The following is a 20,183-nucleotide window of genomic DNA, read 5'->3' on the forward strand; positions in this document are numbered from 1 at the left end:
TCGGGCGAATGATCAGTTCGCCGAGTTCGCGCCGGGTGCGGGCAGCACATGCGGCTGCGCGTTGAAGACCTCGGCGGAGCCGTTAGCACGCGCCATCCCGTCGATCGCGCTCCAGGCCATCATGGTCAGGTAGTCGATCACCGCTTCGCGCGACATCGTCTTGTTGGTGGTCCACCAGTGCGTGGCCAGCTGAATGCCGCCGACCAGCACATAGGACCACAGCATCGCCCCGTCGGTCTGGATGCCCTTTTCCGTCGCGCGGTCGATGATGACCGCGGCGACGACCTCGGCGAACAGCTTCTCGAATTCGGCGAGCGAGGACTGATCGGCCGAGCCGTTGCCCATGATGAAGCGATAGACCTCGGGGTCCTCGTCGACGGTGCCCACGTACTCGGCGAGCGCCGAACGGACCAGCTGATACTCGTCGGCGTCGAGGCTGATCGCGCCGTAGACCCGTGGCATCAGGGTGGTCTCGATGAACCGCTGCATGGTCGCGTGGACCAGGTCGTTCTTATCGGAGAAGTACCGGTAGAGGACGGTTTTGGAGACGCCGATCTCGGCGGCGATCTCGTCCATCCCGGCATTGGAGCCGCGTGCTCGGACAGCGGCAAGAGTGCCGTCGACGAGTTCCTCGCGGCGGTCTATCTTGTGCTGGCGCCAACGGCGTTTGCGGCCATCCTGTCGGCCGGTGCGCACCGCCGCCGGTCGGTCGGCGAGCTCGCCGACGTCGACAAGGTCATCGGTGGACAGCGTGGGCTCCCTTGTTAGTCGGTTTCTCCTCGGGCCTCCAGCTTATGTCCCGGTCGCTGGTGATATGCGCGTTTGGGTCGGGATGCGACAGGTTGCACATCTTCCGCGCCTCAGGCAGGCCGAGCGCCCGGCACAGCAGAATGGAGGCATGGAGAAAGCTCCCGGCAACATCGCGGTCCTGGAAACGCCCCCGGCGGCCGCGGCGGCCGCGCCCTTCGGTTTCGCCGCCGTGCTCGACGAGGAAAGCAAACGCCGCGACCTCTGGCGGATGAAGGCGCTGGCCACCGGGCTGCTCGCGGTGGCGACGGCGATCTATCTGTTCTGTCGCTGGATGGAATCGCGTGGCAGCGGTGGTGGCTGGGTGGACTATGTGCGGGCGGCGTCCGAGGCGGGCATGGTCGGCGCGTTGGCCGACTGGTTCGCCGTCACCGCGCTGTTCCGGCATCCGCTCGGCCTGCCCATTCCGCACACCGCGATCATCCGCAAGAAGAAAGACCAGCTCGGCGAGAGTCTCGGCACCTTCGTCGGCACGAATTTCCTTGCGCCCGAGGTGGTTTCGGCGAAGGTGACGTCGGCGCAGGTGTCCTGGCGGGTCGGCCGGTGGATGGCCGACCCCGGTCATGCCGCGCGGGTGGCGCAGGAGAGTTCGACGCTGCTGCGCGCGGTGGTCGGGGTGCTGCGCGACGAGGACGTCGAGCAGATCATCGACCAGACGATCGTCAAACGGATCGCCGAACCGCTGTGGGGTCCGCCGATCGGGCGGGTGCTCGCCGAGCTGCTCGCCGACAACCGGCAGCTCGTGCTGTTGGACCTGCTCGCCGAGCGCGCGCATCAGTGGGCGCTCGGTTCGCAGGAGACGATCGACCGAATCGTCTTGCGCGATGCACCGCAATGGGCTCCGAAATTCGTCAACATTTTGCTTTCCGAAAGGATCTATCGGGAGCTGGTCGAGTTCACCTGGAAGGTCAGGTCCAACCCAGAGCACGAGGTGCGGCTGGCGGCGAATCGCTTTCTCGAGGAATTCGCCGACGATCTGCAGCACGACGAAGCGATGATCAAGAAGGCCGAGCGGATCAAGGCGCAGATCATGGGCCGTGACGAAATCACCGGGATGGCCGAGGCGACCTGGCGGGCGGCCAAGCGATTGATCTTGGAATCGGCCGACGATCCCAACAGCACATTGCGGCGTAAGGTCGGCGAGAACGTGCAGCAACTAGGTGAGCGGTTGCGCGACGACGCCGATATGCGGGCGAAGGTGGATGGTTGGATCGACCGGGGGGCAAGGTATCTCGTGGAGAACTATGCCGGGGAGATCAGCACCCTGGTGACCGATACGGTTGCCAGGTGGGATGCGGACGAGGCAAGCAAGAAGATCGAATTGCAGGTTGGGCGTGATCTGCAATTCATCCGCATCAATGGAACGGTCGTCGGTTCGCTTGCGGGCCTGGTGATTTACACGATCTCGCAGCTGATGTTCGGTGGCTGAGACATAGCCCGCCGAATGTTTGCCGAGAGGGTGCTAGCAGACTGCTTGCAATAGTTAGCACCCTGTCCTAGAATTGAACTCGTACAACCGCCAGAAGGTGAGTGATGGCAGACCAACCCGAGGTTTCCGCCGAGTACACCGATAGTTCGGCCGAGCAATCGACCGGCGTCGGAGAAAAAGCGGCCCGCGTGGTGAACGCGGCGCACGACATCGGAGGCTTCATCAGGTCGCAGCGAGAGGCCGCGCAAGTCTCGCTACGTCAGCTCGCCACCCTTGCGGGAGTGAGTAATCCGTACCTCAGCCAGATCGAGCGCGGATTGCGTAATCCATCCGCCGAGGTACTCGCGCAGATCGCCAAGGCACTGCGGGTGTCGTCGGAGGTGTTGTACGTCCGGGCCGGTTATCTCGAACAGCGGCCACACAGCCCGGTCCGGGATGCCCTGCTTGCCGATACGTCTGTCAGTGAACGGCAGAAGCAGGTGCTGCTCGAAATCTATGAATCGTTTCGCCGGGAAAACGGAGGGAACGAGCCAGGGGGGGATGGGGACAGCGTCGTTCCGCGCACAACAACCGAAACTCCGCCACGCCAGGAGAACGAAATACCATGACCGAGAAGACCACCCCGACCGTGACCAAGCCGATCCTCGCGACCGTCGGTGCGGGCGACGCCATCTACGCCGCCGTGACCGATGTGGTCACCCAGGTGCGTGAGCGCGCCGCCTCGACCGACGTCTCCGCCAGGGTCGAAGAGGCCCGCGAGCGCTTCGCCAACGTCCCCGCCGACGTGCAGGCCCAGTTCGAGACGCTGCGCGAGCGGCTGGCCGGACTGCCCTCGGAACTGCCGGAGGACCTCGCCGAGCTGCGCGAGAAGTTCACCCCCGAGGAACTGCGCACGCTGGCCGACAAGTACTACCACCAGGTGCTCGACATCTACGCCGATCTCGCCGTTCGCGGCGAGGAGACCGTGGAGCGGCTGCGCGCCAACCACCTGGTCGAGGAGCAGATCGAGCGCGTCGAGACGCTGTACAAGGACGCGGCGACCCGCGCCGAAGACGTGCTCGGCCGGGTCAACGGCCTGCTCGGCCGTCCGGCCAAGGTCGAGGACGAGTCGGCCGCGCCGGTCGTCGACGCCGAGGTCGTCACGGTGACCACCGAGACCACCCCCGCCCCCGAGGCGAACGGCGCGCCCGCCGAGGCCGTCGCACCCGCCGCCAAGAAGGCTCCGGCCAAGAAGGCGCCCGCCAAGAAGGCCGCCCCGAAGAAGGTGTGAACCGACCGATTTCCGCCGGTCCTGAGCGCTGACTCCTAAGGGCCACACGGTTATTGGAGTTCGACCAGGTAACGCCCCCGCACACACTGGTGTGCGGGGGCGTTGCTCGTATGATGGGACAGGTGAATATGGTGCACGGATTGACCGGGATGATCCTGCTCGTGCTGTGGCTGGCGGCGCTCGGCGCGACGATCTTCGCGCTGATCCATGCCATCCGGCAGCGTTCGGACGCGTTCACCGCGGTGGACAAGCTGACCAAGCAGATCTGGCTGGCGATCCTCGGGGTCGCGGTGGTCCTGCTGCTGCTCTCGCCCGCTGGTCTCGGGCTGCTCTCGTTCGCCGCCATCATCGCGACCGGTATCTATTTGGCCGACGTTCGGCCGAAGGTGGACGAGATTCAGCGGGGTCCGCGCTGGTAGAGGTCGCGCCGGTCATCGGAGGGTGCCGTCCGGTGCTAGGCATCGGATGACGAATACTCGATAACTTTTCGAGTGCTAGCACTAGCTAGCGACGCGTATCGGAGTTACTGTATCGAGCAGTAACACAAAGGAGTGTCCGATGCGTGCCATGCTGCCGACTGCGTTGGTGAACATCCCCGGACAGGTTCGGGGAATGCTCGACGCACACCGCGCGAACCTGCGGTCCCGTACCTATGCGACCGCGGCGTTCAACCCGCCCGCCATCGCCCCCCAGGTGATCCCGGTGACCACCCGCGACGGTGCCAGGCTCCGCGTACACGCCTACGGACCCGCCGGCCGGCCGGTGATCGTGCTCGTGCACGGCTGGTCCTGCTGCATCGAATACTGGAACGCCCAGATCAACGCCTTCGCCGGTGAGTACCGTGTGGTCGCCTACGACCAGCGCGGCCACGGCGAGAGTGAGTCCGGCGCGAGTCCGCTCAGCATGGATCTGCTCGCCGACGACCTGGCCGCGGTGCTCGACGCGACCCTGCGTCCGGGCCAGCGGGCCGTCCTCGTCGGCCACAGCCTCGGCGGCATGACGCTGCAGGCGTGGGCCGGACGCTATCCCGACCGGGTCACCAAGCAGGCCCAAGCGGTGCTGCTGACCAATACCGCGCCCGATCGGCTGGTCTTCGAGACCACCGTGGTGCCGCTGCTGAATCGGCCGATGCGGTTGTTGGAGCTGAAGGTGCCGCTGCCGTTCCTGTTCGGACGCCTCGGCCTCGGCGCGCCGCTCGTCTTCCCGCCCGTCGCGCCGATGCGCTGGCTGTTCGCACGCTCGATCATGACCACCAAGGCCACGGGCGACCTGCTCGACTTCAGCATGGCCATCGTCCGCTCGTGTCCGGCGCTGGTGCGAGCCAGGTTCGGCCGCCTGCTCGCCGACATGAACGTCGGCGAATCCGCGCGAAACCTGGTGGTACCGACCACCGTGATCGCCGGCTCGTTCGATGACATGACCCCCGTCGTCCATTCCGAGCGAATCGCCGAGATGCTCAGGGAGACAGGCAGTCTGGCCCGCTTCGCAAAACTCCCAACCGGCCACCTAGGCAACACCGAGGCCCACGAACAGTTCAACGAGGAACTAGGCCACGTCCTCGAATCCGTCCGCCTCCGCGCCGAAATCGCAGGCTGACCCAGGACCGCGAAATCCGCACCCGGACTCCGAATCCGCACTGGCTCTAGGGCCCTGATTCCGAGTGCGGATCCCGAGTCCGGGTGCGGATTTGGGGTCAGGAGAAGACGACGGTGCGGCGGCCGTGGACGAGGACTCGGCCCTCGAGGTGCCAGCGTAGGCCGCGGGCCAGGACCACGCGTTCGATGTCGCGGCCCTGCCGGACCATGTCGCGCACGTCGTCGGCGTGGTCGATGCGGCTGACGTCCTGTTCGATGATCGGGCCGGCGTCGAGTTCGGCCGTGACGTAGTGGCAGGTGGCGCCGATCAGTTTTACGCCGCGGGCGAACGCCTGGTGATACGGGCGGGCGCCGACGAACGACGGCAGGAAGCTGTGGTGGATGTTGATCGCCCGGCCGGTCCAGTGCGCGCACAGTTCTGGCGGCAGCACCTGCATGAACCGGGCGAGCACCACCGCGTCCGGTTGGTAGGAGTCGACCAGCGCGCGGACCTCCGCGAAGGCAGGCCCGCGCTCGGCGGGGTCCTTCGGGAACCGCACGTGATGGAACTTCACCCCGTGCGCCTCGGTCATCTCGGCCAGATCGGAATGATTGCCGATCACCGCCTCGATGGTCGCGGGCAGCTCGCCGCTGACGGCGCGTCCGAGCAGATCGTGCAGGCAATGTCCGTCCTTGCTGACCAGCAGCACGGCTTTGCGGCGTTCGCCGGAATCGAGCAACTGCCATTCGGTCTCCGGACCGAACGCGGCGGCGACCTCCGCGAATCGGTCGCGCAGTTCCGTCAGCCCGAACGGGACCGTCGACGCCTTGATCGCCTGGCGGGTGAAGAACCAGCCGCTGTCGGCATCGGAGTGGTAACCCGCCTCAACGATCGATCCGCCGAAGTCGGCGATGAACGAGGTGATCTTGGCGATGATGCCAGGACGGTCGGGACAGCCGAGCGTCAGTACGAAGCGTCGGTCGTCCAGGGCGGGTAGAGCGGAACTCATGGGGCTCATACTTCCAGGTCGCGCTGGGCTCCTCCGCCTCCCCGGGCCTTCAGGCCGGACTCGTGTGGCGCGATAGTCAGCGTTGGCGGCCGACGGCGCCGCTGCGGCATGAGTTAGCCGGTCCCCGGCGAGTTACCCATGTGCTTGCGAAATCAGCGGTCTGCGGGTGCGCATTCACAAGTCGTAAAACGGCTCGGGGTAGTGGAATTCGCCGGTGATGCGGGAGTCGTAGGCGCTGAGCGGGCGGACCTGGAAATGCGATACCCAGGACGGATCGTCGGGGGTGATGCCGAGGCGGGCAGCGGGGACGAAGCCGAATTGCGGGTAGTAGTCGAGGTGGCCGAGCAGGCAGACGAGGGGTTCGTCGAGGGCGTCGGCGGCGCCGAGGACGGCGTGCATGAGCGCCGAGCCGACGCCGGTGCGCTGGTGTTCGCCGAGAACACCGATCGGGCCGAGCGCCAGCACCGGGAACGGGCCGATGATGGCCCTGGTCAGGCACACGTGCCCGATCACCGTCTGATACTCCACCGCCACCATCGACAGGGTCGGGATCCAGCCGGGGTCGCTGCGCAGCCGGGCGACCAGATCGACCTCGGGTGGATCGGCACCCTCGTCGTCGGGCGGTTCGCCGGTGAGCTCGGCGAGGTCGCTGTCGGGCTGGTGCGCACCGAACGCGCTGCGGTGCACGGCCGCGATCGCGGCGATGTCGTCGGCGCGTTCGCGACGGATCAGCACGGTGTCGTCTCCTCCCGAACCAAGTAGGGGCACATCCGCACACGTTAACCAGTCGACCGCTGCGTCTCTACCGGCGATCTGTCACCAGGTACGAGTGTGCGGGAAGGGTTGCCAGGCGCGCAACGGAATTCGCCACAGGTATGCCAGACTCTCAGCTCATGGCAAGTTCCGCGTCACCGACCAGGGCCGAAGTGGCCGCCATGATCGATCACACACTGCTGGCGCCGGGGGCGACCCCCGACGACGTCGCCGCGTTGATCTACGAAGCTCGCGAACTGGGGGTGCTGGCGATCTGCGTGTCACCGTCGATGCTGCCCGTGCGGGCGCCGGGGCTCGTGGTGGCGACGGTCGCCGGATTCCCGTCCGGCAAACATCATTCGCTCGTCAAGGGCGCCGAAGCGCGGCTCGCGGTCGACCAGGGCGCGGCCGAGGTCGACATGGTCATCGATGTCGGCGCGGCGTTGGCGGGCGATTACAACGCGGTGCTCGCCGACATCGTGACGGTGCGCGAGGCGATCGGCGATCGGGCGGTGCTCAAGGTGATCATCGAGGCGGCCGCGCTGCCGGACGCCGCGATCGTCGAGGTCTGCCGGGCCGCGGAACGCGCAGGCGCGAACTTTGTGAAGACCTCCACGGGATTTCACCCCGCTGGCGGCGCGAGCGTGCACGCGGTCGAGCTGATGGCCGCGACCGTCGGCGGTCGGCTCGGGGTCAAGGCGAGCGGCGGTATTCGCACCGCCGAGGCCGCGGCGGAACTGATCGCGGCGGGCGCGACACGGCTCGGGTTGTCGAAGTCGCGCGAGGTGCTCGACGGGTTCCCCGCCTGATCGAATGCCGCCTTGGCTCAGTGCGTTTCGGTGCGTCCGGTCACGAGCAGGTGGCGCTGGCGTTGCCTTCGGCGGCGGGCAGGTCCGAGCGACTACCCGCGAGCTTGACGGCGATGCCGTCGTCGGTGACCTTCACATCGGTCGGCCGCATGTTGTACGGGTAGCTCTGCAGGCTCTTGGTGAACACCTCGACGATGCCCTGCACCAGATCGGTGGGCAGGCCGATGCCGAACGCCTGCGCCGACATCGTCTCCACCTCGATGGCGCCGCCCTTGATGACCGGCTGCACCTGCAGCTGGGCCAGCCCGCCGAGCACGTTCAGCGTCAGCATGTTCGAGCTCGCGGCCGACTTCACGCCGCTGACCAGGCCGCCGAGCGTCTGCCGGATGCCGTCGTTGTTCCAGGTGACATCGGCCGAGGAACTGCCGATGTCCCCGCCGCCGCGCCCGTGGTCGATGACCTGCACATCGTGGAACTCGGCGTGCACAACCATGCCGACCGCGGGGCCGAACTTGGTGTCGTCGCTGTCCACCTTCACCGTCGGCACCTTGCCGTCGAACCAGGTGATCAGCATCGGTTTGGCGCCGAAGCTCACGTCGATCTTCGAACCCATTTCCTTCTCGAATTGGGTACTGATGCAGCGGGACACGGAGTGCCTGGCATACGCCTCGCCGCCGACCAGGGCCGTGGCAAGCAGGATCGCTACCACGATCAGGGCGATCAGCAGGGCCCGCCGGTTGATCGTCATGGTGGACGGAGGCTTCGTACTCATGCGGCTGATTCTTCCCGATCTTTCTGTGCCGTCTCTGAGGGGCCATTGAGGGGTTCGAATGTGACATGTGACACAAGATTCGAGCGTAGCCTGATGCACATGGCTGGCGATGTGGCGGGCCGCGCCCTCGGTTCCGCGGACCACGGATGGCGGGTGCTGCGGCGATTGGCCGGTCGGCACGCGGGTTTCTTCACCACCAGGCAGGTCCTGCGCACCCGATGTGAGGCACGGGTCCGCGTCGCGCTCGGCGACGGCTCGGTGACCAGGGCCGGGGTCGGCCTGCTGCGATTGGCCGAGTGGCCGGCCGGTCCGCTCGACGAATACGCCATGTGGGCCGCCTGGTTCGACGGCGCCGCCGCGGTCTCCCATCACAGCGCGGCGGAACTACACGGCATCGGGCGGTTGCGGCCCCGATTCCTGCACCTATCGGTGGGTTCGGGCCGTCCGCCGGTCACGCCGCGGCTGGTGGTGCTGCGGCGCTCGCTGATCGGCACCGAGATCGAGTCGGCCGGACCCTTCCTGGTGACCACGCCGCTGCGCACGGTGCTCGATCTCGCCGAGGCGGACATCGGGCAATCCGCGCTGGACGAGGTGGTCGCCGACGCGATCGCCATCAACCGCTGCACGAGCGACGAAATCCGCTCCGCCGGTGCGGGTCTGACGCCGCACGCGGCGTCGAGGGTCTATCGCGCACTGACCGGCGCATAGCGGTGCGACGCAGCAAAGTCACAGCGCCGCAGGGAAAGCCGTAGAATCGGCTCAATCTGCCAGGGCTGGAACGAGATTCGGGGCGACGGTGTCCCAGGGAACCGACAGCACGCAATCGCGCATCCGCCGACGATAGGCGCGGAGCGGGAAGCCTTCTTGCCGTAGGGATTCGGCGGCAGCGCGCCAGCGGACGCGGGGGCCGAACGGGGCAAGCGGAGCGGCACGAGCCCATGCCCGGTCGGCGGCGGTGAGCAGAGCATGGATCGGCTCGCCCGGAATGTTGCGGTGAATCAAGGCCTTTGGTAGTCGCTCGGCGATATCGGAGGGCTGGTCGACCGTGAACGGATCCCAGGCCAGGGTGAGCGACCGAGGGCCGGAGCGATCAAGCAGGACCCAGGCACAGCGGCGGCCCAGCTCGTCGCAGGTGCCGTCGATCAGCACACCGCCCGGCGCTAGACCGGACAGGATGGTCGACCACGCCTCTGGCACAGTCGATTCCGGGTATTGGCGCAGGACATTGAACGCACGCACCAAAACCGGTCGCAGACCGGCCAATTCGAACCCGCCACGGGCGAAGGTGACCCCATCACGGCCCGGCACAACCCGTTCCGGATCGATCTCCAAGCCGACAACGCGTACATCCGGGCGCACAGTACGCAGCCGCGCCGCCAATTCCAGCGTCGTCCACGGGCTCGCCCCGTACCCGAGATCGACGACCAGCGGATCGGCCGCCGCCCGCAGCCGCGCGGCGACCAACTCGTCGTGCGTCAACCAGCGGTCACTGCGTCGTAGCCGATTGACGCCGGTGGTACCGCGGGTGATGGTGCCGACCGGTTTGGTCAGCTGGTTGGGTGATGGTCGTCGAGCCACTGCACCGTGAATTCCGCTTCGGCGCGGAACAGATCGATCAGGTTCACCAGCATCAGCTGCTCCAGCCGGGGGCCGACCATCGGGATGAACACCTTCGCCTCCGAGGAGAAGCGCATGGTGCAACCGGTATCGGTGGGGAACAGGCGGATGGTGCCGCCGAGGCTGCCAGGCCCGGCCGGGATCGCGGCCGAGTACTTGCCGGTGACCTCCTCGGCGTCGAACGGCCCGTAGCTCTCCTTGCGGGTGATGATCATGTCCTTGCGCATCACGGCCTGCGCGATCTCCGGCAGCATCTCGCGCGGCAGGACGTGGTGCACTTCGACCTCGATGCCGCCGTCACCAGCCTCTAAGTTGGCGACTTCGTTCCCCGGTGAGTACTTCCGCATCTCGGCCATCCGCGCGTCCCAGTAGTCGCGGTTCGACAGCGCCGCGTACAGCTCTTTAGTGGTATGCAGCGGGTAGCGCGCGGAGTAATCCAATCGACGGGCCATGCATCGAGAGATTACTGGGCTGTGTTTTGGGCCGCGTGGCCGCGGCGTGTTCGCGGCCCCCGGAGTCTCGCGTCCGAGCGGCCGAGTCTCGCGCCTGCGGCGCATGCGCTTCGGCCACTCGGACGCGAGACGGGCCGCGAACGGCGCTCGTAAGACTCGCGCGTTGTGGGTGCCGCTGTTGGTATCGATCAGGTCGAATCGATACCGGCTTCCGCGTGTCAGTGCGTGTCGAGCCAGGTGTTGGTGAACTCTTCCTCGTTCTTCAGCACCTCGGTCAGGTGCTCGGCGATCGCGGATTCGATCTTGCCGCCGAACAGCGGGATCTTCACCTCGATGGTGCCGTTGGCGGCGCCGGTCGAGCCTGCGCCCTCGTCGGTCAGCGTGATGGTGCCGCGCACCTCGGCGGGCGCGCCCTCGACGGTCGCCTGGAAGGTGGCCGAGTCGCCGGTCCAGTTCTCCACGCGGGGGATGATCAGGTCGCCGGGGCGCACCGCGGTGATCGCGGCGGGCAGCAGTTCGGCGGCGATGGCCTGCACCAGCTGGACCCGGATCTGATCGCCGGTCACGCTTACCGAGTCGAGCCGGGCATTGGGCCCGCCGACCTCGGCAACGCGGTCTTTCCAGTACTGGTCGTTCGCGAACGCCGCGCGCACGGCGGCAGCGGGATGCGAGTAGCGGGCCGTGTACGCCAGCGGTGTAGCCATGGTCGGACACGCTACCGTCTGCCTGTGCGAACTTCACGTGTGGTGCCGTCGGATGTGCTGGCCGCCACCGGCGCCCGGATCCGCGAATCGGTGCCGCTGGCCGAGCTGACCACGCTGCGGGTCGGCGGGCCCGCGACGGTCGCCGAATGCGATACCACCGAAACGTTGGTGGACACGGTGCGCGCGCTCGATGCCGCTGGCATTCCGGTGCTGCTCATCGCGGGCGGTTCCAACCTGCTGATCAGCGACGATGGTTTCGACGGCGTGGTCGTTCGGGTGATGACCGATGGCGTCGAGCTGAGTGCGGACGGTGTGCTTGCCGAGGCGGGCGCGAACTGGGACGCGGTCGTCGCGGCGACGGTCGCGGCGGGCCTCGGCGGCCTCGAATGCCTGTCCGGAATTCCGGGTTCGGCCGGGGCGACGCCGGTGCAGAACGTCGGCGCGTACGGCGCGGAAGTGGCGAACCTGTTGCGCCGGGTGCGGTTGTTCGATCGCCGCAGCGGTGCGCTCCGCTGGGTCGAGCCCGGCGAGCTCGGTTTCGGTTACCGCACCAGCGTGCTCAAGCACCGCGACGACGCCCTGGTGCTCGCCGTCGATTTCGCCCTCGACCCCGACGGTGCGAGCGCGCCGCTGCGCTTCGGCGAGCTCGCGACCATGCTCGGCGCCGCCGACGGCGAATCCCGCCCGGCGGCCGAGGTACGCGAGGCTGTGCTGCGGCTGCGCGCGGGTAAGGGCATGGTCCTCGATGCCGCCGATCACGACACCTGGAGTGCCGGGTCGTTTTTCACCAATCCGGTGGTGCCCGAGGATCGGGTGGCCGCGGTGCGCGCCGCGATCTCGGCCCATGTGGGTGATGTCACGGTGCCGACCTATCCGGCGCCGGACGGCGTCAAATTCTCCGCGGGCTGGCTCATCGAGCGGGCCGGTTTCGCCAAGGGTTTCCCCGGGCCGGCTGCCCCGGCCCGGCTGTCAACGAAACACACGCTCGCGCTGACGAATCGCGGCACCGCGACGGCGGCGGATCTGGTGGATCTGGCCAGGACGGTGCGCGATGGCGTTGCCGAGCGATTCGGCGTCCGGTTGGAGCCGGAACCCGTCACCGTTGATGTCACGCTCTAACCGGGTGAAACGGACACCACACCTTTAGACAGCCGACCGAACGAGTTTGCCCGCGTAAATTCGATGAAGTGAGCAACCGTCCAGGGATCCGTAGACCGGTCGCCGCCGTGTCGGCCGTGCTGATCGTCGTGGTCGCCTTGGTGGCCGGATGTAGCACCGGCAGCGGCGGCAACAACACTCCTCCCCGCGAACCGGGGCCCGTCGCCAAGGTCACCTTGGCACCGGACAACGATGCGAAGAAGGTCAATCCGACCAGCGCCGCCTCGGTCACCGTCGCCGACGGAACCATCGATCAGGTCGCGCTGACCAACGCCAACGGCAAGCAGGTCGCGGGCGAATTCGCCCAGGACAAGCGAAGTTACAAGATCACCGAGCCGCTCGGCTACGACGCCACCTACACCTGGTCCGGCACCGCGATCGGTACCGATCGCAAGCCGGTGCCGATCGAAGGCAAGTTCAGCACGCTCGCGCCGAAGAGCACCGTCCCGGCGACCATCAATATCGCCGACAACCAGGAGGTCGGCATCGCCGCGCCGATCATCCTGCAGTTCAAGGCTTCTGTGCAGAACAAGGCCGACGTGGAGAAGGCGCTGACCATCACGACCGACCCGCCCACCGAGGGCGCGTGGGCGTGGTTCCCCGACGACAACGGCTCCCGATTGCATTGGCGCCCCAAGGATTACTGGGTGCCGGGCACCACCGTGCACGTCTCGGCCAAGCTCTACGGGCTCGACCTCGGCGGTGGCAACTACGGATATACCGATCTGACAACGGATTTCCGCATCGGCCGCAGCCAGATCGTGAAGGCCAACGCGCCGAGCCACCGCATGCAGGTGGTCAGGGACGGTAAGACCGTCTTCGATTTCGCGGTCAGCTACGGCGAGGGCAACGAACCGCGCAACGTCACGCGCTCCGGCCTGCACGTGGTCACCGAGAAGTACGAAGACTTCATGATGACGAACCCGCCGTTCTACACCAACGTGCGCGAACGCTGGGCCGTACGCATCTCCAACAACGGCGAATTCATCCACGCCAACCCGGAATCGGTGTCCGCCCAAGGGTCTTCGAACGTCACCAACGGCTGCATCAACCTGTCACCCGGTGACGCCCAGGCGTACTTCCCGACCGCGTTGTACGGAGATCCGGTAGAAGTCACCGGCACCTCGATCCAGATGTCCGCCGCCGACGGCGACCTCTACGACTGGACCATCGACTGGGCCACCTGGAAAACCATGTCCGCAGAGGACGGATCCACCTCGGTCATCTCCGCGACCCCGGTCGCCCCGGGCCCGCCCCGCTAGCCGGCGGTTGGTTGAGGCGAGTCATATGGTCGCTAATTGATCTTCCACAGCAACCATTTGACTCGCCTCGAATTGGACCTCAGCGGCGCAGCGAGGAATCGAGTTCGGGGTCGTTTTCGACGGCGCGGTCCGCGGCGCGCTCGTGGCGGACCGCGTCGTGCCGCTCGGCGAGCAGGTCGCGGATCTCGATGAGCAGTTCGGTCTCGGTGGGCTCGGCGGCCTTGGTGGTGCCGAAGCGGTTCTTGATCGTCTTCATCGGCAGCATCAGCACGAAGTACAGCACCGCGGCGACCACGAAGAAGTTGATGAACGCGGTGACGATCGGGCCGATCTGGATGAAGGTGGCCGGTTTGTCGGCGATCAACTGGATACCGAGGCCAAGCTCATTCTGGTTGCCGAAAACCGCGAGCAAGGGGTTGACGACGCCCTTGGTCACCGAGGTGACCACCGCGGTGAACGCGGTGCCCATCACCACCGCAACAGCAAGGTCGATGACGTTCCCGCGCATCAGGAACTCTTTGAAGCCCTTGAACATGAGCTGAACAACTCCGATCTGATGTAGACGACGTCAAAGCATCAGATGCTAACGGCAGCGGTTAACTGACGAAGACTCAGCAATCGATCAGCAAACGACCCGCCGTTGGCGAGTTATCCGTTTCGGCTATGGCCGATCAGCTACGGCGTGCGAAGCGACCGGCGTCGGCCTGATCACGCGGCTTGACGATGATCTGGTCGAGGTTCACATGCGAGGGCCGCGACGCGACGAAGCCGATGATCTCCGCGATGTCCTGCGCGACCAAAGGGTCGATGCCCTCGTAGACCTTGGCGGCACGCTCCTCGTCGCCGTCGAAGCGGACCAGCGAGAATTCGGTTTCCACTGCGCCGGGGGCGATTTCGGTGAGTCGCACGGGTTGGCCGAGCAGCTCGCCGCGCAGGGTGCGGTGCAGCACAGCCTGGGCGTGCTTGGCCGAGGTGTAGCCCGCGCCGTTGTCGTAGGCGACGAAGGCCGCGACCGAGGTGATGGTGACGATGAGGCCGTCGCCGGAGGCGATCAGCTTGGGCAGCAACGCCTTTGTGAGGCGCAGCGTGCCGAGCACGTTGGTCTCCCACATCCAGCGCCAGTCGTCCAGGTCGGCGTCGGCGACCGAGGCGAGGCCCTTGGCGCCGCCCGCGTTGTTGACCAGAATGTCGGCGCGCTCGATCGCGTCGGCGAAGGCGCGCACCGAGTCGTCCGAGGTGACGTCGAGTTCCAGTGCGGTGCCGCTGATTTCGTCGGCGACGCGCTGCAGGCGATCGAGCCTGCGGGCGCCGACGTAGACGTGATAGCCCTGTTTGGCCAGCTCCCTGGCGGTGGCCTCCCCGATGCCGGAGCTGGCTCCGGTGACAACAGCGGTACGAGTGCTCATGCACCGATCCTAAGTGCCTGCCGTTTGCGGGCAGGAGCGCTGTTGCCGGGATCACCGTTAGCCTGATCGGTATGGCTATTCGGGACGCGACGAGCGCGGACGGCACGACCATCGTCTACCGAGTGAGCGGCCCGGCCGACGCGCGCCCGCTGGTGCTGTTGCACGGCTGGGCGGGGAATCTGCGCTGCTGGGGCCGGGCGGCCGACGACCTCGCCGCGCGTTTCCGGGTGATCGCCGTCGATCTGCGCGGCCACGGCTATTCCGATGCGCCCCTCGCGGGCTATGACGATCCGAAGAACTGGGCCGCCGACATCGCGGCCGTGCTGGCGGGGGAGGGCATCGAGACCGACGCGATCCTGCTCGGCTGGTCCTACGGCGGCATCGTGCTCAGCGACTACCTGACCGCCTACGGCACCGGCGCGATCGCCGGCGTCGTCTTCACCGGCTCGCAGGCCAATATCGGCCGCGATGTGCCCGGCGCGGCGACCGGCTCGGCCATGCAGGCCGCGATGCCCGGCGTGTTCGAGGAGGGCGCGGGCCGTGCGGTGCGCGCGTTCGGCGCCTTCGACAACGCCAACACCGGCCCAGGCGCGGACAAGGGCGCCGATGCCCAGCGCCTGTTCGGCACCAGCCTCGCGACCTTGCCCGCGGTGCGCAAGGCGCTGTTCTATCGGACCGTCGACAACACGGAAACCCTTCGCATGCTGGATATTCCGGTGCTCGTCCTGCACGGCACCGAGGATGCGGTCGTCCCGATCGAGAACGGGCGTTACATCTTCGAGGCCACCCCCGACGCGCGCGCGTCATTCTGGGAGGGCTCGCAGCACGGGCTGTTCATCGAGGATCCCGACCGCTTTGTCGGCGAGATCGGTGCGTTCGCCGACAGCTTGTAGTCGCGTGTTCGCCGAATCGCCATGCGGCGGGATTCGTTTGCGCGGCACTTTGTTCGCTTTCGCGGGCGGCGCAAAGTCGTCGATTCTCCCGAGAATTCCGGAGAATAGCGTGGTAGCCGCCATAACAGGGTGCCGAACAGCCTGTGAGGGAGTTCACTGAACCCCTGTGATAGCTCTCACTTGGGGGCGTGACGGTATGGAGGCCGGGAATCCAACGTGCACTATGGATAGTGTGAGTCAACGCCCGGACCTACGGCCGAACCGTGTCGCCGTGCTATCGGTGCACACCTCACCACTGGCTCAACCGGGCACCGGCGACGCGGGCGGCATGAACGTCTATGTGCTGCAAACCGCGCTGCAGCTGGCCCGACGCGGCACCGAGGTGGAGATCTTCACCAGGGCCACCGCCTCCAATCTGCCGCCCGTGCAAGAAGCGGGCCCCGGCGTGCTGGTGCGCAACGTGGTCGCCGGCCCGTTCGAGGGACTCGACAAACACGACCTGCCGACCCAGCTCTGCCCGTTCACCGCGGAAGTGCTGCGCCAAGAGGCACGCAACCAGCCCGGCTACTACGACCTCGTGCACTCGCACTACTGGCTGTCCGGCCAGGTCGGCTGGCTGGCCAGGGACCGCTGGCGGGTGCCGCTGGTGCACACCGCGCACACCCTGGCCGCCGTCAAGAACGCCGCGCTCGCCGACGGTGACTGTCCGGAGCCGATGACCCGCGAGATCGGCGAGAAACAGGTCATCGGCGAAGCGGATCGATTGGTCGCCAACACCGCGGAAGAAGCACGTCAGCTCGTCGAGCTGTACAGCGCCGAGCCCGAGCGCATCGACGTGGTGCCGCCGGGCGCGGACCTGACCCGGTATCAGCCGGGCGACAAGGCCGCGGCCCGCGCGGCGCTCGGCTTGGCGGCGGACGAGCAGGTTGTCGCGTTCGTCGGGCGGATCCAACCGTTGAAGGCGCCGGACGTGCTCGTCCGTGCCGCCGCCGAGGTACTGCACGCCGACCCCGCGCACAAGCTGCGCGTCCTGATCGTCGGCGGCCCGTCCGGCTCCGGCCTTGACCGGCCGGACGCGCTGATCGAGCTGGCCGCCGCGCTCGGCATCGCCGACCGCGTCACCTTCCTGCCGCCGCAGCCGCCGGATCGGCTTGTTCTGGTCTATCGCGCCGCCGACCTGGTCGCGGTGCCGAGTTACAACGAATCCTTCGGGCTGGTCGCGATCGAGGCCCAGGCCAGCGGCACCCCGGTGCTCGCGGCCGATGTCGGCGGGCTCGGCACCGCCGTCCGGCACGGCGAAACCGGGCTGCTGGTACCCGGCCACCGGACGCCGGATTGGGCGAGCGCCCTCGGCTATCTGCTCGACGACCCCGCCCGCCTGCGCCGGATGAGCGGCCGCGCGGTCGAGCACGCCGCCAACTTCTCCTGGGAGCACACCGCCGACGGATTGCTCGCCAGCTACTCCGCCGCACTGGCCGATTTCCGCGCCGAGCGTGCCGAGATCGGCGCCGGGCGGGTCTCCGCGAGCGGCGATGCCCGCGGCGCGTTGCGTGACGACGTGCGCGATTGGGTACCCGGTGAACGCATTAACCTGGAATCCAGTCAGGCCAGGTCGCGGGCGCTGTGGCGGCGCCGGATGGGAGCACGTCGGTGACGCAAGTGCAGGCTACTGCTCAGCTGATCGATGAGACGCTGCGCGACCGGGAGATCGAATACACCCGCTCCGGCGCGGAGACCTTCGTCGTCATCCTGCCCGGTGAGCGCAAGCTGAAGACCACGGTGATGCTCACCGTCGGCAAGCACGGGGTCCGCACCGAGTCGTTCGTCTGCCGCAAGCCGGACGAGAACTTCGAGGGCGTCTACAAGTTCCTGCTTCGCCGCAATCGCAGGCTCTACAGCGTCGCCTACACGCTGGACCGGGTCGGCGACATCTACCTGGTCGGCCAGACCGCCACGCACGCCGTCACCCCCGACGAACTCGACCGGGTCTTCGGCCAGATCCTCGAGGCCGTCGACGCCGATTTCAACGTGCTGCTCGAACTCGGGTTCGCCGAATCCATTCGCAAGGAATGGAAGTGGCGCGTCTCGCGCGGTGAATCGCTGAAGAACCTGCGTGCCTTCGAACACCTGGTAGACGCTGCCGACAAGCCGTAAGTTCACTGCGATGACCATTCTTGCGTTGGATATCGGCGCGACAAAGTTCGCGGCCGGCCTGGTCCACAACGGTCTAGAGGTGCCTGACGTGCGCCGGGTCGATGTGCCGCCCGAGAAGGTGTGGGAGGCCTGCCGTGGGCTCCTGCTCGAGGTGGCGGGGGACACCGCGATCACCGCCATCGGCATCGGCTCGGCCGGACCGGTCGACGTGCGCACCGGCATCACCGCCCCGCTGAACATCCCCGAATGGAAGTCCGGCTTCGCGATCGTCGCCGCGGTGCAGGAGCTGTTTCCCACGGCGGCAATCCGATTCGCCATCGACGGCGCCTGCCTGGCCCTGGCAGAGCATCACGTCGGCGCGCTGCGCGGGATACCGAACGGGTTGGCGATGACCGTCTCCTCTGGCATCGGCGGCGGGATCATCGCGGACGGCCGGGTCGTCATGGGCCGCACCGGCAATGCCGGGCACATCGGTCATATCGTGGTGCCCGGCTGGGACGTGCCCTGTCTGTGCGGTGGCGTCGGCTGTGTCGAGGCGGTGGCCAGCGGCATGTCCTCGGTGCGCTGGGCGGTCAAGCAGGGCTGGCAAGGCACGACCGGAATACAGCTGTCCGAGGCCGCGTGGACCGGCGACGAGATCGCCCTCGCGGCGCTGCACCGGGCGGGCACCGCACTCGGTCAGGCGATCGCCTCGGCCGCGGCGCTGCTCGATGTCGACATCTGCGTCATCGGCGGCGGTTTCGCGCAATCCGGTGAGCCACTGTGGAAGCCGATGCAGGCGGCGCTGGAAAAGCATGCTCGCCTCGAGTTCACCCGTGAACTGCGCGTCATCCCGTCCCGGATCAGCAACGGCGCCACCCTGGTCGGCGCCGGCGTGCTCGCCGCGGGCCACGGCACCGCCGGCGACATCGTCTGAGATCGACCCAAGGCCCTGACCTCCCGGGGAACAGTGCGACCCCATTTTCGGCACATGGAAGGATGACCCGCATGACCTACACCCTCGTGCTGCTGCGCCACGGCGAGAGCGAATGGAATGCCCTGAATCTGTTCACCGGCTGGGTGGACGTGCACCTGACCGACAAGGGCATCGCCGAGGGCAAGCGCGCGGGGGAGCTGCTGGCCGAGCACGGCATCGCGCCCGACGTCGTCTACACCTCGCTGCTTCGCCGCGCGATCAGCACCGCCAACCTCGCGCTCGACGCCGCCGACCGGCACTGGATCCCGGTGATCCGGGACTGGCGGCTCAACGAGCGCCACTACGGCGCGCTGCAGGGCAAGAACAAGGCGCAGGTTCGCGACGAGTACGGCGACGAGCAGTTCATGCGGTGGCGCCGCAGCTACGACACCCCGCCGCCGCCGATCGACCCGGCCGACGAGTACAGCCAGGAGGGCGACCCGCGCTACGCGGGCATCGACGTGCCGAAGACCGAATGCCTGCTCGACGTGGTGCAGCGGATGGTGCCGTACTGGGAGGACACCATCTCCAAGGACCTACGCACCGGCAAGACCGTGCTGGTCGCCGCGCACGGTAACTCGTTGCGCGCGTTGGTCAAACACCTCGATCAGATCTCCGACGAGGACATCGCCGGATTGAACATCCCCACCGGCATTCCGCTGCGCTACGAGCTGGACGAGAACCTCCGGCCGGTTCGTCCCCGCGAGTACCTGGACCCGGAGGCGGCCGCCGCTGGTGCCGCCGCCGTCGCCAACCAGGGCGGCAAGTAACCCCGGACGACTACAACGCGTCGCGCCCTGAATTGGCTGCGGCGCGTTGGTATTTCAGCGCTGGCGCAGTTCGGGGCGCGAGCGGGTCGCATGATTCGCTGTGCCGCTGTGTGGCCTGTGCCGCTGGTACCGCCAACCAGGGCGGCAAGTAACCCCGGACCACTAACAACGCGCTGCGCCCTGAATTGCGTGCGGCGCGTTGCTATTTCAGCGCTAGCGCTGTTCGGTCGCGTGATTCGCTATGCGGCCGTCCCGCCGTGCCCGGCGCGCGGCGCGTGATGGCGGGCCTTTCTCGCGATTCGCCGCCTGTGCCACTCGCAGCGAGAAGCGGGAGTCCGGGCGTTCTCGCTGGCCGGTTGCTGAAGCTGCGCGGGCTGTGGGCTGATCC

General features: G+C 67.3%; 23 protein-coding genes. 14 read left to right on the forward strand and 9 right to left on the reverse strand.

The window, feature by feature from the left end:
* Positions 1-12: 12 nt before the first annotated feature.
* Positions 13-696 carry a TetR/AcrR family transcriptional regulator gene (locus tag OG203_RS28770; RefSeq protein ID WP_405160387.1) on the reverse strand — a complete coding sequence of 228 codons (684 nt, stop codon included), beginning with the start codon at positions 694-696 and terminating at the stop codon, positions 13-15.
* A gap of 202 nt (positions 697-898) precedes the next feature.
* Here OG203_RS28770 and OG203_RS28775 point away from each other — a divergent pair, with 202 nt between their 5' ends.
* From OG203_RS28775 to OG203_RS28795, 5 genes are all read left to right on the forward strand, one after another.
* Positions 899-2,236 (forward strand): DUF445 domain-containing protein, encoded by a 1,338-nt coding sequence (locus OG203_RS28775; RefSeq protein WP_405160388.1) that lies wholly within the window; start codon positions 899-901, stop codon positions 2,234-2,236.
* A 104-nt stretch (positions 2,237-2,340) separates the two neighbouring features.
* The gene (locus tag OG203_RS28780; RefSeq protein ID WP_405160389.1) at positions 2,341-2,844 is read left to right on the forward strand and encodes a helix-turn-helix domain-containing protein; all 504 of its coding nucleotides are present in this window, start codon (positions 2,341-2,343) and stop codon (positions 2,842-2,844) included.
* On the forward strand, positions 2,841-3,506 hold the full coding sequence (locus tag OG203_RS28785) for a heparin-binding hemagglutinin (RefSeq protein ID WP_405160390.1): 666 nt from the start codon (positions 2,841-2,843) through the stop codon (positions 3,504-3,506). The genes OG203_RS28780 and OG203_RS28785 overlap by 4 nt, the downstream gene beginning before the upstream one ends.
* Before the next feature lie 128 nt (positions 3,507-3,634).
* Complete coding sequence (locus OG203_RS28790) at positions 3,635-3,925, forward strand: DUF2516 family protein (protein WP_405168035.1); 291 nt, start codon at positions 3,635-3,637, stop codon at positions 3,923-3,925.
* 139 nt (positions 3,926-4,064) lie between these two features.
* Positions 4,065-5,102 (forward strand): alpha/beta fold hydrolase, encoded by a 1,038-nt coding sequence (locus OG203_RS28795; RefSeq protein ID WP_405160391.1) that lies wholly within the window; start codon positions 4,065-4,067, stop codon positions 5,100-5,102.
* Positions 5,103-5,199: 97 nt separating this feature from the next.
* On the opposite strand, the gene purU is transcribed toward OG203_RS28795, so the two are convergent.
* Together purU and OG203_RS28805 are read right to left on the reverse strand one after the other, a co-directional pair.
* On the reverse strand, positions 5,200-6,090 hold the full coding sequence (gene purU / locus OG203_RS28800; RefSeq protein ID WP_405160392.1) for a formyltetrahydrofolate deformylase: 891 nt from the start codon (positions 6,088-6,090) through the stop codon (positions 5,200-5,202).
* 174 nt (positions 6,091-6,264) lie between these two features.
* Positions 6,265-6,825, reverse strand: a complete 561-nt coding sequence (locus OG203_RS28805) for a GNAT family N-acetyltransferase (RefSeq protein WP_405160393.1) — start codon at positions 6,823-6,825, stop codon at positions 6,265-6,267.
* Positions 6,826-6,983: 158 nt separating this feature from the next.
* Here OG203_RS28805 and deoC point away from each other — a divergent pair, with 158 nt between their 5' ends.
* Entirely contained in the window at positions 6,984-7,652 is a 669-nt protein-coding gene (gene deoC / locus OG203_RS28810; RefSeq protein WP_405160394.1) for a deoxyribose-phosphate aldolase, read from the forward strand.
* A gap of 40 nt (positions 7,653-7,692) precedes the next feature.
* On the opposite strand, the gene OG203_RS28815 is transcribed toward deoC, so the two are convergent.
* Complete coding sequence (locus tag OG203_RS28815; protein WP_405160395.1) at positions 7,693-8,424, reverse strand: DUF2993 domain-containing protein; 732 nt, start codon at positions 8,422-8,424, stop codon at positions 7,693-7,695.
* 99 nt (positions 8,425-8,523) lie between these two features.
* Between OG203_RS28815 and OG203_RS28820 the strand changes: the two genes are divergently transcribed.
* Positions 8,524-9,132, forward strand: coding sequence for a hypothetical protein (locus OG203_RS28820; RefSeq protein WP_405160396.1), 609 nt, complete (start codon positions 8,524-8,526; stop codon positions 9,130-9,132).
* 51 nt (positions 9,133-9,183) lie between these two features.
* Here the strand turns inward: OG203_RS28820 and OG203_RS28825 are convergent, their stop codons facing one another.
* The 3 genes from OG203_RS28825 to OG203_RS28835 all read right to left on the reverse strand — a co-directional run bounded on the left by OG203_RS28825 (position 9,184) and on the right by OG203_RS28835 (position 11,197).
* On the reverse strand, positions 9,184-10,002 hold the full coding sequence (locus OG203_RS28825; RefSeq protein WP_405160397.1) for a class I SAM-dependent methyltransferase: 819 nt from the start codon (positions 10,000-10,002) through the stop codon (positions 9,184-9,186).
* Positions 9,972-10,493 (reverse strand): DUF2505 domain-containing protein, encoded by a 522-nt coding sequence (locus OG203_RS28830; RefSeq protein WP_405160398.1) that lies wholly within the window; start codon positions 10,491-10,493, stop codon positions 9,972-9,974. The genes OG203_RS28825 and OG203_RS28830 overlap by 31 nt, the downstream gene beginning before the upstream one ends.
* Before the next feature lie 218 nt (positions 10,494-10,711).
* Entirely contained in the window at positions 10,712-11,197 is a 486-nt protein-coding gene (locus OG203_RS28835) for a DUF2505 domain-containing protein (RefSeq protein WP_405160399.1), read from the reverse strand.
* A gap of 39 nt (positions 11,198-11,236) precedes the next feature.
* Here OG203_RS28835 and OG203_RS28840 point away from each other — a divergent pair, with 39 nt between their 5' ends.
* Together OG203_RS28840 and OG203_RS28845 are read left to right on the forward strand one after the other, a co-directional pair.
* Positions 11,237-12,316: a UDP-N-acetylmuramate dehydrogenase gene (locus OG203_RS28840; protein ID WP_405168036.1), complete on the forward strand. Its 1,080-nt coding sequence runs from the start codon at positions 11,237-11,239 to the stop codon at positions 12,314-12,316.
* Positions 12,317-12,384: 68 nt separating this feature from the next.
* Entirely contained in the window at positions 12,385-13,617 is a 1,233-nt protein-coding gene (locus tag OG203_RS28845; RefSeq protein WP_405160400.1) for an Ig-like domain-containing protein, read from the forward strand.
* Between the two features lie 79 nt (positions 13,618-13,696).
* Here OG203_RS28845 and mscL read toward each other — a convergent pair whose 3' ends face one another.
* Both mscL and OG203_RS28855 read right to left on the reverse strand, forming a co-directional pair.
* Positions 13,697-14,152: a large conductance mechanosensitive channel protein MscL gene (mscL, locus tag OG203_RS28850; RefSeq protein WP_405160401.1), complete on the reverse strand. Its 456-nt coding sequence runs from the start codon at positions 14,150-14,152 to the stop codon at positions 13,697-13,699.
* Positions 14,153-14,288: 136 nt separating this feature from the next.
* Positions 14,289-15,023 (reverse strand): SDR family NAD(P)-dependent oxidoreductase, encoded by a 735-nt coding sequence (locus OG203_RS28855; RefSeq protein WP_405160402.1) that lies wholly within the window; start codon positions 15,021-15,023, stop codon positions 14,289-14,291.
* A gap of 71 nt (positions 15,024-15,094) precedes the next feature.
* Between OG203_RS28855 and OG203_RS28860 the strand changes: the two genes are divergently transcribed.
* The 5 genes from OG203_RS28860 (at position 15,095) to OG203_RS28880 (ending at position 19,795) form a co-directional block, all read left to right on the forward strand.
* A complete protein-coding gene (locus tag OG203_RS28860; RefSeq protein ID WP_405160403.1) occupies positions 15,095-15,916 on the forward strand; it encodes an alpha/beta fold hydrolase in 822 nt (273 codons plus the stop codon).
* Positions 15,917-16,139: 223 nt separating this feature from the next.
* Positions 16,140-17,570: a D-inositol-3-phosphate glycosyltransferase gene (mshA, locus tag OG203_RS28865; protein ID WP_405160404.1), complete on the forward strand. Its 1,431-nt coding sequence runs from the start codon at positions 16,140-16,142 to the stop codon at positions 17,568-17,570.
* Positions 17,567-18,070 (forward strand): YbjN domain-containing protein, encoded by a 504-nt coding sequence (locus OG203_RS28870; RefSeq protein WP_405160405.1) that lies wholly within the window; start codon positions 17,567-17,569, stop codon positions 18,068-18,070. The genes mshA and OG203_RS28870 overlap by 4 nt, the downstream gene beginning before the upstream one ends.
* A gap of 10 nt (positions 18,071-18,080) precedes the next feature.
* Positions 18,081-18,986 (forward strand): ROK family protein, encoded by a 906-nt coding sequence (locus OG203_RS28875; protein ID WP_405160406.1) that lies wholly within the window; start codon positions 18,081-18,083, stop codon positions 18,984-18,986.
* 71 nt (positions 18,987-19,057) lie between these two features.
* Complete coding sequence (locus OG203_RS28880) at positions 19,058-19,795, forward strand: phosphoglyceromutase (RefSeq protein ID WP_405160407.1); 738 nt, start codon at positions 19,058-19,060, stop codon at positions 19,793-19,795.
* Positions 19,796-20,183: the final 388 nt, after the last annotated feature.

Source organism: Nocardia sp. NBC_01499 (assembly GCF_045040275.1).
Classification (GTDB): domain Bacteria; phylum Actinomycetota; class Actinomycetes; order Mycobacteriales; family Mycobacteriaceae; genus Nocardia.

Coding starts and splice junctions, on each gene's coding strand:
- OG203_RS28855 (WP_405160402.1), bottom strand. CDS start 15,023: ATGAGCACTCGTACCGCTGTTGTCACCGGAGCCAGCTCCGGCATCGGG.
- OG203_RS28835 (WP_405160399.1), bottom strand. CDS start 11,197: ATGGCTACACCGCTGGCGTACACGGCCCGCTACTCGCATCCCGCTGCC.
- OG203_RS28880 (WP_405160407.1), top strand. CDS start 19,058: ATGACCTACACCCTCGTGCTGCTGCGCCACGGCGAGAGCGAATGGAAT.
- mscL (WP_405160401.1), bottom strand. CDS start 14,152: ATGTTCAAGGGCTTCAAAGAGTTCCTGATGCGCGGGAACGTCATCGAC.
- OG203_RS28780 (WP_405160389.1), top strand. CDS start 2,341: ATGGCAGACCAACCCGAGGTTTCCGCCGAGTACACCGATAGTTCGGCC.
- OG203_RS28860 (WP_405160403.1), top strand. CDS start 15,095: ATGGCTATTCGGGACGCGACGAGCGCGGACGGCACGACCATCGTCTAC.
- mshA (WP_405160404.1), top strand. CDS start 16,140: ATGGATAGTGTGAGTCAACGCCCGGACCTACGGCCGAACCGTGTCGCC.
- OG203_RS28775 (WP_405160388.1), top strand. CDS start 899: ATGGAGAAAGCTCCCGGCAACATCGCGGTCCTGGAAACGCCCCCGGCG.
- OG203_RS28785 (WP_405160390.1), top strand. CDS start 2,841: ATGACCGAGAAGACCACCCCGACCGTGACCAAGCCGATCCTCGCGACC.
- OG203_RS28830 (WP_405160398.1), bottom strand. CDS start 10,493: ATGGCCCGTCGATTGGATTACTCCGCGCGCTACCCGCTGCATACCACT.
- OG203_RS28795 (WP_405160391.1), top strand. CDS start 4,065: ATGCGTGCCATGCTGCCGACTGCGTTGGTGAACATCCCCGGACAGGTT.
- OG203_RS28820 (WP_405160396.1), top strand. CDS start 8,524: ATGGCTGGCGATGTGGCGGGCCGCGCCCTCGGTTCCGCGGACCACGGA.
- purU (WP_405160392.1), bottom strand. CDS start 6,090: ATGAGTTCCGCTCTACCCGCCCTGGACGACCGACGCTTCGTACTGACG.
- OG203_RS28875 (WP_405160406.1), top strand. CDS start 18,081: ATGACCATTCTTGCGTTGGATATCGGCGCGACAAAGTTCGCGGCCGGC.
- OG203_RS28790 (WP_405168035.1), top strand. CDS start 3,635: ATGGTGCACGGATTGACCGGGATGATCCTGCTCGTGCTGTGGCTGGCG.
- OG203_RS28815 (WP_405160395.1), bottom strand. CDS start 8,424: ATGAGTACGAAGCCTCCGTCCACCATGACGATCAACCGGCGGGCCCTG.
- deoC (WP_405160394.1), top strand. CDS start 6,984: ATGGCAAGTTCCGCGTCACCGACCAGGGCCGAAGTGGCCGCCATGATC.